The sequence below is a fragment of the Ruegeria sp. CDSC045 genome (assembly GCF_059610725.1).
This window is the reverse complement of the sequence record NZ_JBXWOE010000007.1, coordinates 114,226-129,970: the sequence shown is the minus strand read 5'-3', so window position 1 is coordinate 129,970 and position 15,745 is coordinate 114,226. Positions and strand designations below refer to the sequence as shown.

Here is a 15,745-nt window from a genome sequence, read left to right as displayed (position 1 = left end):
TTACCCGTCAATGATACCATTGAGTGTTGCGCTCGGGCGCATGACTGCTGCAGTCTTGGTCGGGTTGGTGTGATAGTAACCACCCAGATCTGCCGCTGCCCCTTGTGCGTTGGCCAGTTCGGATAGGATCTGCTGTTCTTTCGCGGCCAACTCTGCAGCAATCGGCGCGAACTCGGCGGCCAGATCAGCATCATCGGATTGCGCAGCCAGCGCCTCGGCCCAATAGCGCGCGAACCAATAGTGGCTGTCGCGGTTATCCGGCTGCCCGACTTTGCGGCTGGGCGACTTGTTGTTGTCCAGAATGCCCTGCGTTGCGGCCTCGGCAGCGGCGCCAAGAACTCCGGCTTTGGCGTTGCCTTTGCTGTCGGCCAGGAAATTCAAAGACTCGCCAAGCGCGCAGAACTCACCCATCGAGTCCCAGCGCAGGTGGTTTTCCTCGACCAGCTGCTGCACGTGTTTCGGGGCAGACCCACCCGCGCCGGTTTCGAACAATCCGCCGCCCTGCATCAGCTTGACGATCGACAGCATCTTGGCCGAGGTGCCCAACTCAAGGATCGGGAACAGGTCGGTCAGATAGTCACGCAGCACGTTGCCGGTGATGGCGATGCTGTCGTTACCGGCGGTGATGGTCTCCAACGACTGGCGGGTCGCCTCACGCGGTGCCAGGATTTGGAACTTGTCCGCCACGCCAGCAGCTTCCAGTGCGGGTTGGACGGATTTGATCAGTTCGGCATCATGGGCACGGTTTGCGTCCAGCCAGAAGATCGCCTCGGACCCGGTCAGACGCTGACGGTCCATCGCCAGTTGAATCCAGTTCTCAATCGGAGCCTTCTTCACGGTGCAGGCACGCCAGATGTCGCCCTTTTCAACCGCATGCTCGTGCAACGTCTCACCATTGGCCAGCACGATGCGAATGGTCCCATTCGCAGGCGACTGGAATGTTGTCGGGTGGCTGCCGTATTCTTCGGCTTTCTGTGCCATGAGACCCACATTGGCCACAGCTCCGACGGTGGCTGGGTTCAGCGCGCCATTGGCTTTGAAGAATTTGACGGATTCATCATAAATAGACGCATAGCATCGGTCGGGGATCACACAGTTGGTGTCACCCTTGGACCCGGTTTCGTCCCAACCCTTGCCACCAGCACGGATCACGGCAGGCATCGAGGCGTCGATGATCACATCAGACGGCACGTGCAGGTTGGTGATACCCTTGTCGCTGTCAACCATATACATGGACGGGCGGTCGCCCTTGATCGCGTCAATGGCGGCCATGATATCGGCGTTGCCTGCAACCCGCTCCAGCAGATCGCCCAGACCCGAGTTCGGGTTCACACCCAGCGCATCCAGTTCAGCGCCATAGGCCTCGAATACCGGGGCAAGCCACGCCTTAACCGCATAGCCGAAGATGATCGGGTCGCTGACCTTCATCATTGTGGCCTTCAGGTGAAGCGAGAACATGGTGCCGTCTTTTTTGGTGTCTTCGATGGCCTCGGCCAGGAAAGACGACAGCGCATTGACGGACATGAAGGTCGCATCGGCAACGGTGCCCTCGGCCAGCGGCCAGCCGTCTTTCAGAACCGTAGTACTGCCGTCTTGTCCGACAAATTCGATTTTGGCGTCACCGGCTTGCGCCGCAGTGATGGTGGCCGATTTCTCGTTCGCGTAGAAATCATTGCCGGACATGGACGAGACTTTAGTCTTGCTGTCCGCGGCCCATGCGCCCATCGAATGCGGGTTCTTCTGTGCATAGTTCTTGACGGCGCGCGCGGCGCGACGGTCGCTGTTACCTTCGCGCAGAACCGGGTTCACAGCAGAACCCTTGATGGCATCATACCGCGCGCGGATCGCTTTTTCTTCATCAGTCGCAGGTTCTTCGGGATAGCTCGGGATGTCATAGCCTTGTGCTTGCAGCTCTTCGACGGCGGCCACCAGCTGCGGCACCGAGGCCGAGATGTTGGGCAGCTTGATCACGTTGGCATCAGGCGTCTTCACCAGCTCACCCAATGCGGCCAGATCATCGGTGATGCGCTGCGCATCCGTCAGCTTTTCGGGGAAGGTCGAAATAATCCGCCCGGCAAGTGAAATATCCTTGGTTCCTACGCTGACACCAGCGGCGGATGCAAACTTGCGAATGATGGGCAGGAATGAGGCGCTGGCCAGTTCGGGCGCTTCGTCTACAATGGTATACAATATGTCGAAGTTCGATTTATCTGCCATATTCTTTTACCTTTTTTAAGCCTTTCGGGGCGTGCGATCCAAGAGTTGGGGCCACGTCGATGTGGCACGTAAGGGACGTTACAAGACTGCCGTCCCGGGATGACTCTGTATTGACAGGGCCTCCCTTAAATGACGTTTGGCTTGGGATCAATCGCCAGAGACCGCGCATTTTGACACGGTTTGCGGAAAATCATCAAAACTGCTTGCCAATGGGCAAAATTCAGACGCCCCAAGTATCGCTGAGCTTATATCCGCCCGGCCAGGGATCGTCCGGGTCAAGCATGTGTTGATGTGTACCGGTAATCCATCCGCGGCCACTGATCTCGGGAATGATCGCGGCACGCCCCCCGATCGTTGTGGCCTCGACGATCTGTCCGGTGAAAGACGAGCCGATGATCGAAACCGCCTGGAAAGTTTGCCCGACTGCCATTTCTCCCTTGGCGGCCATCAAGGCCATGCGGGCAGAAACTGCGGTACCGGTAGGGGACCGATCAACTTTGCCCGGCTGGATCGCCACAGCGGATTTTCCGCGCAGGCCATTTGCGACCCGCTCGGTCGGGCCACAAAAAGCGCAGAATGAAATGTGATTCCAGTCCGGGTTTTCGGGATGCGTAAAACCAATTTGTTCGTTGGCCGCATTGGTGATCGCTACACCCAGCCGCGCAATGTCGCGTGCTTCGTCTTGTACAATGTCGAACCCAAGCGCCGCTGCATCGACGACCACGAAACTGTCGCCCCCATAGGCCGTGTCCACGGTCAGGGCGCCAAGACCCGGCACCTCAAGCGGAACGGCGAGCCGGTCTACAAAACTGGGCAGGTTCTGCACAAATATGCGCTCAGTCTTTCCATTCCGGCATTCGGCGCGCACCGGGACCAGCCCACCCGGTGCCTCAAGCGTCAGATGTGTAACCGGTTCCTGCATCGGAATGATCCCGCTATCCAGCAGCACGGTGGCCACGCAGATCGAGTTTGAACCAGACATGGGCGGTGTGTCTTCGGGCTCCATGATAATGAACCCGGCATCTGCCTTCGGATGTTTGGGCGGCACCAACAGGTTCACATGGCGAAACACGCCTCCGCGCGGTTCGTTCAGGACAAAGTTGCGCAGGGACTGGTCGCGGGCGATGAACGACCGCTGCTCCCACAAGGTATCACCGGGTGGCGGAAGAACACCGCCGACGATGACGTCGCCAACCTCGCCCTCGGCATGGGCAGAAATGACGTGGAGGGTTTTGATGCTGCGCACGACCCCCTCCCTCAGAACCGGCCAGCAGCAAAGGGGGCTGGCGATATCGGGGGGGCCTGACGGTCAACCATGGCCCCAACAAGTTCGGCCGTGCCTGCGGATTGGGTCAGCCCAAGATGCCCATGGCCGAACGCATAGAACACGCCGGACGCATTTGGAGAAATACCGATGACCGGGATGCTGTCAGGCATCGACGGCCGGAACCCCATCCATTGCGTGCCTCCTTCGGTCTTGAGGCCGGGTAGAAACTCTTCGGCTTTGTGCAATAACGTGTCGGCTCGTTTGAAATTGGGGGCGAGGTTCAGACCGCCCAACTCGACCGCGCCGCCGATCCTGACGCCATTGTTGATCCGGCTGGCAACGAACCCATGCCGCGAGAAGGACAAGTGCATCCGCAGATCAAATGCACCTTCGGGCAGGGTCGTGTTGTATCCACGCTCGGTTTCAAGCGGGAACCGGTCACCAAGAGTTCTAGCGATGTGATGAGACCATGCGCCAGCAGCCACGACCACTTTCGCCGCGTCCACGGGCCCTTCCGCCGTTTCAAGGCGCATGCCACTTTGCTGTGGCACCAACGCCTGAATATCGCGCCGCTCGATCCGACCTTGCCGGCTTTGAAAGGTCTGGGCAAGGCGCTCGACCCATTTCTTGGGATCGACGGTATTCAACCAGTTGGGCGTAAAACCTGCATGGGTGAATCGCGGGCTGAGACCCGGTTGTTTTTCGGCAATCGCCTCGGGGCTTTCCAGCAGCTCAAAGTCTATTCCGTGCTGGCGGCGCACTTCCCAGGCCGGCAGGCTCGCGCGGAATTCGGCATCGGACTCGTAAAGCTGCATCTGCCCGTCCCGCTGCATCATCGCCTCGCCGTCAACCGCTGTAATCAACCGCTCAAGCGCTTCGCCGGAAAGTTGCATGAGGCTGGCCTGAGCTGCCAACAGCTCAGCGTAGCGACCGGGCTGACTGGCGCGCCAGAAACGGTACATCCAGGGCGCAATCTGCAACGCATAGGCAGGCGGGATAGACAGAGGCCCCAGAGGATCCAGCAGCCATCTCGGTGCTTTTTTCATGATGCCGGGCGTCGCAAGAGGCTCAACCTCGGGAAACGCAAAAGCCCCAGCGTTTCCAGCCGATGTCTGCGCGGCAACACCTTCTTTATCCAGCACCAAAACGGAGTGACCCCGGCGCTGTAATTCCAGAGCAATGGTTATGCCGATTACGCCGGCCCCGATGACAATGATCTGCTGGGTCATGCCTCAATCCCCGAACGGAATGGATCAGCGGCTTCAAAAATCAACCGCGACTCCGCCATAATATGGGCTTGCCCGGTGATCGAAGGAATGACACCGCCATTCGGACCGGGCTGATAGGACAAGCGATAAGTGCTGCCGATTATACTTTGCTGCACGATTTCCTCACCGGGTACCAATCTACCATCAGCAGCCAAACAGGCCAGCCGGGCGGAGCTGCCGGTGCCACAGGGCGACCGGTCGTAATTGTCATCCGGGCACAGAACAAAGTTGCGGCTGTGAATCGCTTGCTCGGGCGATGCGTCCTGAAAGATTACATGATCAATCGGTTCACCCTGCTCGCCCCCAACCCCCTGCGCGATCGAGGCTTTGCGGATAGCAACGGCCCTATCGGTCAGTTCCCGAATATTGGCCGGAATAACGGAAAGCGGGCTTGGATCGACGATAAAGAACCAGTTTCCACCATAGGCCACATCCCCTGCAACCTCACCGAAACCGGGCACATGAAGTGAAATGTCGCTGTGAACGCGGCGGCTTTCGATATTCGTGACCGTGACAGTATTTGCATCGTGCAGCTCGACCGTGACAACTCCGGCTGGCGTTTCGATCCGATGTATTCCAACATCGATCCGACCAAGATGCGCCAGTGTCACGGTCAGGCCAATGGTTCCGTGGCCGCACATTCCCAAAACAGAATCGACATCAAAATAGATCACGCCGGTGACACAGGTTGGATCAACCGGTTCCACCAACAAGGCCGCAACCATGGCCGGTTGTCCGCGCGGTTCAAGCATGACCGAACGATAGAAATCCCTGTATTCGGTGTCCAGCTGCCGGGCGCGTTCAGCCAGAGGGCCAGAGCCCAGATCTGGTGCACCATCGAGGATGACCCGGGTCGGTTCTCCTCCGGTGTGGCTGTCGATCACATGCATTCTGCGATCACCCCACCTTGTTTCAACCAATCGGCGAACCAAGCCCCAAACAACGCGTATTGCTGTTCGCAATAATTCCGCTGTGCATCTGTCAGGGCGTCAGTTTCATTGAAATGCAGGCGGTATTCCTCTTCCCCGTTCAACACCAGAAGATGCTTGTAATACAGCACAAGATCCGGGCCCTCATCAAAACTGGACAGCACCTGAATGGCCTCGGTCAGTTCTTGCGCCCGTAACCGGGCTTCGGCATCGCCCCGCGCGGCCTTTTGAGAAAGCGCAGCCAACAGCAACGCCTCACGTGGGAGGGCCGTTCCGATCCCGGTGATCGACCCGGTTGCACCACAGTTGACGAAACCGTGGTAAACCTCGGTGTCCACACCCACCATCAACGTCACATCATCATCCTGACTGGTGATGTTTTCCGCTGCATAGCGCAGATCGTCCTTGCCTCCGAATTCCTTGAACCCAATGAGGTTAGGGTGTTCGGCGCGCAGGGCAAAGAACAGATCAGCCTTTGTTGCGAAACCATAATATGGGCTGTTGTAGATAATTGCCGGCACGTCCGGCGCAGCAGACAGGATTGCCTTGAAATGGTTCTTTTGCGCAGTTGATGAGCTCCCTCGGGACAGAACCCGGGGAATGACCATCAACCCGACAGCGCCGACCTTTTGCGCATGTGCTGCGTGGGCCTCGGCGGATTTGGTGTTGATTGCCCCGGTTCCGACCACAACCGGCAACCCGGCATCCACCAGACGTTCCACCCCTTCCATGCGCTGTGCATCCGTCAAAAGCGGCCAGTCGCCCATGGATCCGCAATAGACAACCGCAGACATGCCTGCGTCGATCATTTGCTTGCCCTTCCGAACAAGTGCGTTGAAATCCGGCTGCCGATCCGCCGAGCAAGGGGTCATGAGCGCGGGCATCGTACCGCTAAATACATTGGTCGACATACGGTGCTATCCTCTAGTTACAGGAGTCCAGATAGGCGTCATGCGCCCGTTTTCACGCGATAACGGATATTGGATACAAAATCCATATATAATTCGACGCAAAAAGCCCGCGTTGGACCTTTCGTCTGACGCGGGTGTTTTTGACTGTCTAAACGGCGATTATCTCAACCGCAGGCCGGTTTCGGGATCAAACAGCATGGTGCGTTCCGGGCGGATCGAAATACCAATGCGTGTACCCTGCTTACTGCGCTCGTCTTCGCGCTCTTCAACGATCAGCTTGTCGCCATTCGATGTCAGCAAATAGGAATAGCTGACGCCGCCAAGCGCCTCGGTCAGATCAACGGTGCAGGTATCGCCCGAACGATCAACCTGAATATGTTCCGGGCGGATACCCAGCGTGACCCGAGACAGACCCAAAGGAACCGATGCTGGGACGGGCAGAGGCTGAGTGATCGCCGGATGAGTCACCTGACCATCAACGATGTCGCAATCCAGAAAATTCATGGCAGGCGAGCCAATGAACCCTGCTACAAACTTGTTATCTGGATCCCGATACAGATCCATCGGCGCACCGACCTGTTCGATCCGACCATCGCGCAGCACCACGATCTTATCGGCCATGGTCATCGCCTCGACCTGATCGTGAGTCACATAGATCATGGTCGCGCCAATTTCATTGTGAAGCCGGGCAATTTCCACACGCATCTCAACGCGCAATTCGGCGTCCAGGTTGGACAGAGGTTCATCGAACAGAAACACCTCGGGGCCGCGCACAATCGCACGACCGATGGCAACGCGTTGGCGCTGACCACCCGACAGGGCCTTGGGTTTGCGCTTCAGGTACTGGTCCAGCTTCAGGATACCCGAGGCTTCCTGAACCTTCCTGTCGATCTCGGCTTTGGCCACGCCGTTCATCCGCAGGCCAAACCCCATATTCTCGGCCACAGTCATATGCGGGTACAGGGCATAGGTCTGGAACACCATCGCCACGCCCCGTTTCGCAGGGTCCTGATGTGTCACCTCGCGCGCGCCGATGTGAATTTGGCCTTCGGTCGTTTCCTCAAGCCCTGCGATCATCCGCAACAAAGTGGATTTTCCACATCCCGATGGGCCGACAAAGACACAGAATTCACCATCCTCAATTTCGAGGTCGATACCGTGTATCACCTGCGTCTGGCCGTAACGTTTGATCGTTTGGTTCAGAGTTACTCCGGTCATGTCGCTTGTATCCTGTCCTTCTGGCCATCGGGGCGTGTTTCAGGGAACCGCCAGGCCTGAGCTTCGGCCGCGATTTGTTCGGCCACCCGGCGCACGCGGGGAATCCAAGCCTCGAGCTGGTCGAAATTCATCCGCTCGGTCGAGCCGGTCACCGATATTGCACCCAGCATCCGCCCGCCCGGCGTTCGGATCGGGCAGGCAACACAAATGATCCCCGTCTCGTGTTCTTCATCGTCCAGGGCGTAGCCCCGGCTGTGGATCAGCTCTAGATCGGACCGCAGCGCAGCTTCCGAGGCCAAGGTCTTATCCGTAAACCGGTGAAAGCTTTGCTGTGAGATCACCTTGTTCAGCTCAGCCTCGTCCAGAAAGGCCATCATCGCCTTGCCCACACCTGTACAATAGGCCGGTCCGACCTTGCCCGCCTGTGAATACATCTCAACCGGCTGGGCAGCATTGCGCTTATCGACATACAGAACCTGACCAGAATCAAGCTGCGCCAGATGCACAGTCTCGCCCGTTTCACCGCTGAGCGTATCAAGAAACGGCCTTGCGATCGGCGCCAGTGAGCTTTGCGTCCACGCCGCATGGGCCAGCCGAACCAGCCTCAAACCCGGCGCATAGGTCTGCCTATCCGGGTCATAGGACAACATCCCCTGATTGGTAAGGGATTGCAGAAACCGATACAGCGTTGCTTTGGGAAAGCGGCTGCTTTCCAGCAGTTCCGCAAAGCGAATTGGCCGCTGAAACGCGGCCACCTGATCCAGCACGTCACATGCTTTCCCTATCGTTCCATCACCTGCCACGGGCGCTCTGTCTCCTCCGATTAACCTGCGGCCGCAGCCACGAGGGTCTTGACAAGACTAACCGAGTCGATGTGTAGTTTTCAACATATAAAACTAAGTTCCAATATATGGAACTAAAATGGAAGCTAAGGGAGGAAACCATGCATTCCATCTACAAGCGCACCACGGCCGCGCTGGCCATGAGCGTTGCACTTGCTGTTCCCGCCTCTGCCGAGCTTACCGGCGAATTGCGGATATTCCTGGACACATCGAACCCGGCACCCCGGGCCACGATGGAAGCAATGATCGACAGATTTCAGCAACAGCATCCGGATTTGGCCATCGAGACAACGGTGATCGACCGCGAGGCCTACAAAACCCAGATCCGCAACTTCTTGACTGCGGATACGCCGGATGTCGCCACGTGGTACGCGGCGAATCGGATGAAACCCTATGTCGAGGCTGGCCTGTTCGAAGACGTCTCGGACCTGTGGGCGGAACCTGCGATTGCGGACAATCTGGCCTCAACCAAAGGTGCGATGACGATCGACGGCAAACAGTGGGGCGTGCCCTATACCTACTATCAGTGGGGCGTTTATTATCGCAAAGACATCTTTGACGAGCTGGGCCTGACCGAGCCCGCAACCTGGGAAGAAGAGCTGGCGAATTGCCAGAAGATCGTCGATTCCGGTCGCGCCTGCTATACGATCGGCACCAAGTTCCTGTGGACTGCCGGTGGCTGGTTCGATTACCTGAACATGCGCACCAACGGCTATGACTTCCACAACCAGTTGGCCAATGGTGAAATCAGCTGGGAGGATGACCGGGTCAAGCAGACCTTCGCCAACTGGAAACAGCTGATCGATATGGGTGCCTTCATCGACAACCACCAGACCTATAGCTGGCAAGAAGCTCTGCCCTTTATGGTCAACGGTGATGCGGCGGCTTATCTGATGGGCAACTTCGCCGTGGCGCCACTGCGTGAGGCGGGCCTGAGTGACGACCAGCTGGACTTCTACCAGTTTGTTGCCATCAACCCCGATGTCGAACTGGCCGAAGATGCACCGACCGACACGTTCCACATCCCGTCAAACGCGGCGAACAAAGAAGCCGCCCGTGAATTCCTGCGCTTCGTTGTGTCTGCGGATGAACAGACCGAGATCAACAATGGTTCGAATCTCGGCCAGTTGCCGGTCAATGCTCAGTCCTCGGTAGATGCCGACAAGTTCCTGCAGCAGGGCTTTACCATGCTGTCGTCAAACAGCCCGGGCGGAGTCGCCCAGTTCTGGGACCGCGACGCACCGGCAGAAATGGCCAAAGCGTCGATGGAAGGCTTCCAGGAATTCATGGTCAAGCCAGACAATGCGGACAAAATCCTGGCCAAACTCGAACGGGCGCGTCAGCGCATCTACGACAACTGAACCGGTCAGGATTGGCAAAGCCCATCCTGAGCCATGACCTGCGTAAGGCGGGTATCAACCCGCCTTACTCCGCCTACCAGAACCGGGGACGCCCATGACCGCCGTCGATACCCACGAACAAGAAAGCTGGTTCCACCGAAACCAACAGCGCATCGCGCCCTGGTTATTTTTGGCCCCAGGCCTGTTGTTCTTTATGGTCTATGTGATCATTCCGGTCTTTCAGTCCTTCAACCTGTCGCTTTACGAATGGGACGGCCTGGGGGCTGCCGAATATGTCGGATTTCGCAATTATGAAGACCTGTACTGGGAATGGTCGGACCGGGACGCCTTTTACATCTCGCTCAAAAACAACCTGATCTGGTTGCTGCTCTATCTGGCGGCGATTCCGGCGGGTCTGTTCATTGCGCTGTTCCTGAACCAGACGGTCTGGGGCATCCGCCTGTATAAATCCCTGTTTTTCTTCCCCTTCGTGATTTCTCAGGTAGTTGTTGGCCTAGTGTTCACATGGTTCTATGACCCCACATTCGGCCTGTTGAACGAATTCCTCGGATTCTTTGGCATGGGCCCGGTGAACGTGCTGGGCGACGAGCGTTTCGTCACCTATGGCATCATCTTTGCTGGCCTCTGGCCACAAACCGCCTATTGCATGATCCTGTACCTGACCGGCCTCAACGCTGTGGACCCCGAACAGATCGAAGCCGGGCGGCTGGACGGTGCCAAGAGCTGGCGGATGTTGTGGCATATCATCCTGCCGCAATTGCGCCCTGCCACCTTCATTGCCTTTGTCGTCACCATCATTGGCGCGCTTCGCAGCTTTGACCTGATCTCAATCATGACACAGGGCGGTCCGTTCGGATCATCGCGCGTGCTGGCCTATTACATGTTCGAGGTCGCCTTGTCCGAATACGGATTCCGCATGGGATATGGCGCAGCTATCGCGGTGATCCTGTTCCTGATCATGCTGTGTTTCATCGGTTATTTCCTGTGGTCAATGTACCGCGAAGAAAGGGGGCACTGAGATGTTTCCCAAGCCAATCGAAAAACAACCTCGTGCAGCGCAGATCACCTATCAGGCGTTGCTGCCGCTGGCCTTGCTTTTGTGGCTCGGGCCGTTGCTGGCCGTCGCCCTGTTCTCGGTCAAACCCGCCGCGGATTTCACCAATGCCAACTACTGGGGGATGCCGTCCAGCTTTGAGGGCGCATTCAACTATGGGCAGGTGTTTTTCAATTCGGATATGCCGCGCTATCTGATGAATTCCTTCCTGATCACCGTTCCCACGGTCATCGGGTGCGTCGCGCTCAGCAGCATGACGGGGTTTGCACTCGGCATCTACAAATTCAAATCGAACCTTTGGATCTTCTTCCTGTTCGTAGCGGGCAATTTCGTGCCTTTCCAAATCCTCATGGTGCCCGTGCGCGACCTGACGCTGGACCTGGGCCTGTACAACACCAAGACCGGGCTGGTTTTGTTTCACATCGCGTTCCAGACCGGGTTTTGCACCCTGTTCATGCGGAATTTCATCCGCGCCCTGCCCTTTGAACTGATCGAGGCGGCGCGGGTCGAAGGGATCAGTGAATGGCGTATCTTCTGGTACGTGGTGCTGCCGCTGATGAAGCCCGCCATTGCGGCGCTCAGTGTGCTGATCTTTACCTTCATCTGGAACGACTATTTCTGGGCAGTAGTGCTGACGCAAGGTGCTGAGAGCCAGCCTGTAACCGCAGGGATCACCAGCTTTAACGCGCAGTTCCGCGCCGCCTATCAGCTGATGAGTGCCGGTTCCATTGTCGCGGCGCTGCCGCCGGTTGCCATGTTCTTCCTGATGCAGAAACATTTTATCGCGGGCCTGACACTCGGTGCCGTAAAATAACATCAAGCTAAAGGTTTGCCTGATGACCAAAATCACTTTTATCGGGGCCGGTTCCACGATCTTCATGCGCAATATCGTGGGCGATGCCCTTTTGACCCCCGCCCTGGCCGACAGCCATTTCGCCTTGATGGATATCGACACACAGCGCCTGGCTGAGAGCGAATCCGTGGCCCGCGCCATGGTGCGCTCGGTCGGCACGGGGGCTACCATAACCACCCATACCGATCGGCGCGCCGCATTGGAGGGGGCGGATTTCGTGATTACCGCCTTTCAGATCGGCGGGTATGACCCCTGTACAGTGACTGATTTCGAGATCCCCAAGCAATATGGCCTGCGTCAAACCATCGCCGATACGCTGGGCGTGGGCGGGATCATGCGCGGGTTACGCACCGTTCCGGTTCTGTGGGACGTGGCGCAGGACATGATGCAGCTCTGCCCCAACGCGACGCTGTTGCAATATGTGAACCCGATGGCGATCAACACCTGGGCTTTGGCCGAACGGTTTCCGACATTGAAACATGTCGGACTGTGCCATTCGGTGCAAAACACGGTCGAGGAACTGGCCCATGATCTGGAGCTGCCCAAGCAGGAGTTTCGCTATAAGGTCGCAGGCGTCAACCATGTGGCTTTCTTCCTCAAGCTCGAGCATCAGGGCCGCGATCTCTATCCTGCGCTCCGACAGGGATATGCAGGTGGACAACTGCCGAAACCGCCCCTTTTGATGCCACGCTGCCCCAACAAGGTCCGATACGAAGTGATGGATCATCTGGGCTATTTCTGCACCGAAAGCTCGGAGCATCTGGCCGAATATGTGCCCTGGTTCATCAAGGATGGGCGCGACGATCTGATCGAGCAGTTCTCGATCCCGCTGGATGAATACCCCACCCGCTGCGTCGAGCAGGTCGAGGACTGGAAGGAACAGGCAAAAACCCTGACCGACGGGCGGGCGGTAGAGGTATGTCGCAGCCACGAATTCGCGGCGGATCTGATGAACGCCATCGTGACCAATATGCCCTACACCGCCTATGGCAACCTGCCCAATACCGGCCAGATCCCGCAACTGCCCTTGGGGGCTGCTGTGGAAACGCCGTGCCTGGTGGACAGCAACGGGGTGCAACCCTCGGTCGTGACCGACATCCCACCGCAGCTGATTGCGCTGATGCGCACCCAGATCAACGTGCAGGAACTGACTGTGCGGGCGCTGACCGACCAGAACCCCGAATACATATACCACGCCGCCATGATGGACCCACACACAGCCGCCGAGCTCGACCTGCAACAGATCCGCAATCTGGTCAGCGATCTTTTGATCGCGCATGCGGATTGGTTGCCAGGCTGGTGCAAACCGGCCAAAGCGGCATGACCAAATATTAAAGGGCTGACAATAATGACAAAAAAACGCCGCTCGCAGCATTGGTATGGCAAGCTGGACAAGGATGGTTTCATCCACCGGTCCTGGATGAAGAACCAGGGCTTTCCCGACCATGCCTTTGACGGGCGTCCCATTATCGGCATCTGCAATACATGGTCCGAACTGACGCCGTGCAATTCCGGCCTGCGCGATCTGGCCGAAGGCGTCAAACGCGGCGTGTGGGAGGCTGGCGGCTTCCCGGTCGAATTCCCGGTCATGTCGCTGGGTGAAACCCAGATGAAGCCCACCGCCATGCTGTTTCGCAACCTACTGGCCATGGATGTCGAAGAATCCATCCGCGCCTATGGGATTGACGGCGTGGTTCTGCTGGGTGGCTGTGACAAAACTACGCCGGGGCAACTTATGGGAGCCGCCTCGGTCGATCTGCCCGCCATCGTTGTCAGTTCCGGCCCGATGCTGAACGGCAAGTATCGCGGACAGGATATCGGCTCGGGCACGGATGTATGGAAGTTTTCCGAAGCCGTGCGCGCCGGGGAAATGACCCTGCAGGATTTCATGAGTGCTGAATCCGGCATGTCGCGCAGCGCCGGTGTCTGCATGACCATGGGCACCGCGTCGACCATGGCATCCCTGGTCGAAGCGATGGGCATGAGCCTGCCCACCAACGCCGCGCTACCCGCCGTAGATGCTCGCCGAATGGCGCTGGCGCATCTGACGGGTAAGCGGATTGTCGAGATGGTGGATGAAGACCTCAAACCCTCGGACATTCTGACCAAAGAAGCCTTTGAAAACGCCATTCTGGCCAATGCTGCCGTGGGCGGATCGACGAACGCCGTGGTGCATCTGCTGGCTTTGGCCGGTCGTGTAGGCATCGACTTGACACTGAAGGATTTTGAGATCGGGTCGGATATCCCGCTGCTTGTGAACTGTATGCCCTCGGGCCAATACCTGATGGAGGATTTCTGCTATGCAGGTGGCGTGCCTGTGGTTTTAAACGAACTCAAACCCTTCCTACGACCTGCCAAAACGGTTTTGAACAAGGATATTTCGGCCCATTACGAAGGTGCAGAATGTTTCAACCGCGATGTTATCCGTCCCTTCAACGACCCAGTAAAACCTGCCGCAGGCCTGCGTGTGCTGCGCGGCAATCTGGCGCCGAACGGGGCCATTGTGAAACCTTCGGCGGCCACGGACGCACTGTTGGAGACCGAGGCTGTGGCCCATGTCTTCGAAAGCATCGAAGATATGAAGGCCAATATCGACAGGGATGACCTGCCGGTGACGCCCGAGACCATATTGGTGCTGAAAGGCTGTGGACCCAAGGGTTATCCCGGCATGCCCGAGGTTGGCAATATGCCGATCCCGGCCAAGCTGGTGAAGGACGGTGTGCGCGACATGATCCGTATCTCGGACGCACGGATGTCCGGCACGGCATTTGGCACTGTCATCCTGCATGTCAGCCCCGAAGCCCAGGCGGGCGGCACGCTGGCGCTGGTCAAGACCGGTGACCGTATCCGTGTATCCGCTAGCAAGGGCGCGCTCGAGTTGCTGGTTGACCAAGTTGAACTGGACGCCCGACGCGCCGCATGGCAACCGGATGCTCCGCATTACTCCCGCGGCTATGCCAAGCTTTACATAGACCACGTCCTGCAGGCCGATCAGGGTGCGGACCTGGATTTTCTTGTCGGCAAAGACACCCGCCTTGTGACCAGAGAGAGCCACTGATGGACCAACCCGCCACTTTCCACGACCTGAACGGTGCATCCGTCTTTATCACCGGAGGTGGTTCTGGTGTCGGGGCCGCTTTAACGGACGGATTTCTGGCGCAGGGTGCACAGGTCGCCTTTATCGGGCGCTCCGACGCCAGTGCCTTTGTTGATGAGATGCGCGCCAAGCACGGGCGCGGGCCGCTGTTTCTGCAAGGCGACATGACAGATACCGACCTGCTGCGCGCCTCAATGGCCAAAGCCACCGAGGCCCATGGCCCCCTTGGTGTGCTGATCAACAATGCCGCCAACGACAAACGCCATTCGCTTGACGAAACCACGCCCAAATTCTGGGACTGGATGATCGAGGTGAATCTGAAGGCGTATTTCTTTGCCTGCCAAGAAGCCGCACGTCAAATGCAAGACAAGGGCGGATCAATCATCAATTTCAGCTCGATCAGCTATATGATGGGTAATTCCGGTTATCCGATCTATACGACATCAAATGCCGGGATCACCGGGATGACCCGGTCGTTGGCGCGCGAGCTTGGCCCGCAGAAAATCCGCGTTAATGCGCTGGCCCCCGGATGGGTTCTGACACAGAAACAGCTGGACATGTGGGCCACGCCAGAAGATCTGGCCGCACATCTGGAACGCCAATGCCTAAAGGACCACCTGACGCCCGAGGATATGATCGCACCGACCCTGTTTCTTGCGTCGGAAGCCAGTCGCGCCATGACCGGGCAATGCATGGCCGTTGATGGCGGTGTTGTAGTAACAGGATGA

General features: G+C 57.8%; 13 protein-coding genes. 6 read left to right on the top strand and 7 right to left on the bottom strand.

The annotated features are described in order from the left end of the window. The 7 genes from AC2FH6_RS13680 to AC2FH6_RS13650 all read right to left on the bottom strand — a co-directional run bounded on the left by AC2FH6_RS13680 (position 1) and on the right by AC2FH6_RS13650 (position 8,613). Entirely contained in the window at positions 1–2,217 is a 2,217-nt protein-coding gene (locus AC2FH6_RS13680; RefSeq protein ID WP_496703149.1) for an NADP-dependent isocitrate dehydrogenase, read from the bottom strand. A gap of 220 nt (positions 2,218–2,437) precedes the next feature. Next, complete coding sequence (locus tag AC2FH6_RS13675) at positions 2,438–3,463, bottom strand: trans-3-hydroxy-L-proline dehydratase (protein WP_496703147.1); 1,026 nt, start codon at positions 3,461–3,463, stop codon at positions 2,438–2,440. An 11-nt stretch (positions 3,464–3,474) separates the two neighbouring features. Continuing rightward, a complete protein-coding gene (locus AC2FH6_RS13670; protein ID WP_496703145.1) occupies positions 3,475–4,713 on the bottom strand; it encodes an NAD(P)/FAD-dependent oxidoreductase in 1,239 nt (412 codons plus the stop codon). Further along, positions 4,710–5,642 carry a 4-hydroxyproline epimerase gene (locus AC2FH6_RS13665; RefSeq protein ID WP_496703143.1) on the bottom strand — a complete coding sequence of 311 codons (933 nt, stop codon included), beginning with the start codon at positions 5,640–5,642 and terminating at the stop codon, positions 4,710–4,712. The genes AC2FH6_RS13670 and AC2FH6_RS13665 overlap by 4 nt, the downstream gene beginning before the upstream one ends. Continuing rightward, complete coding sequence (locus AC2FH6_RS13660) at positions 5,633–6,592, bottom strand: dihydrodipicolinate synthase family protein (protein ID WP_281995060.1); 960 nt, start codon at positions 6,590–6,592, stop codon at positions 5,633–5,635. Before AC2FH6_RS13660 ends, AC2FH6_RS13665 begins: the two co-directional genes overlap by 10 nt. Positions 6,593–6,751: 159 nt before the next feature. Further along, a complete protein-coding gene (locus AC2FH6_RS13655) occupies positions 6,752–7,810 on the bottom strand; it encodes an ABC transporter ATP-binding protein (RefSeq protein ID WP_271948765.1) in 1,059 nt (352 codons plus the stop codon). Continuing rightward, positions 7,807–8,613: an IclR family transcriptional regulator gene (locus AC2FH6_RS13650; RefSeq protein ID WP_496691361.1), complete on the bottom strand. Its 807-nt coding sequence runs from the start codon at positions 8,611–8,613 to the stop codon at positions 7,807–7,809. Before AC2FH6_RS13650 ends, AC2FH6_RS13655 begins: the two co-directional genes overlap by 4 nt. A 140-nt stretch (positions 8,614–8,753) precedes the next feature. On the opposite strand from AC2FH6_RS13650, the gene AC2FH6_RS13645 reads away from it, so the two are divergent. The 6 genes from AC2FH6_RS13645 (at position 8,754) to AC2FH6_RS13620 (ending at position 15,745) form a co-directional block, all read left to right on the top strand. After that, a complete protein-coding gene (locus tag AC2FH6_RS13645) occupies positions 8,754–10,013 on the top strand; it encodes an ABC transporter substrate-binding protein (protein WP_142636170.1) in 1,260 nt (419 codons plus the stop codon). Positions 10,014–10,107: 94 nt separating this feature from the next. Then, positions 10,108–11,031, top strand: coding sequence for a carbohydrate ABC transporter permease (locus tag AC2FH6_RS13640; protein WP_142636168.1), 924 nt, complete (start codon positions 10,108–10,110; stop codon positions 11,029–11,031). A 1-nt stretch (position 11,032) separates the two neighbouring features. Continuing rightward, on the top strand, positions 11,033–11,881 hold the full coding sequence (locus AC2FH6_RS13635) for a carbohydrate ABC transporter permease (RefSeq protein ID WP_142636166.1): 849 nt from the start codon (positions 11,033–11,035) through the stop codon (positions 11,879–11,881). 22 nt (positions 11,882–11,903) lie between these two features. Next, positions 11,904–13,244 (top strand): alpha-glucosidase/alpha-galactosidase, encoded by a 1,341-nt coding sequence (locus AC2FH6_RS13630; RefSeq protein WP_496703141.1) that lies wholly within the window; start codon positions 11,904–11,906, stop codon positions 13,242–13,244. A gap of 24 nt (positions 13,245–13,268) precedes the next feature. Beyond that, entirely contained in the window at positions 13,269–14,978 is a 1,710-nt protein-coding gene (locus AC2FH6_RS13625) for an IlvD/Edd family dehydratase (RefSeq protein ID WP_496703139.1), read from the top strand. Further along, positions 14,978–15,745, top strand: a complete 768-nt coding sequence (locus AC2FH6_RS13620) for an SDR family NAD(P)-dependent oxidoreductase (protein ID WP_496703137.1) — start codon at positions 14,978–14,980, stop codon at positions 15,743–15,745. The genes AC2FH6_RS13625 and AC2FH6_RS13620 overlap by 1 nt, the downstream gene beginning before the upstream one ends.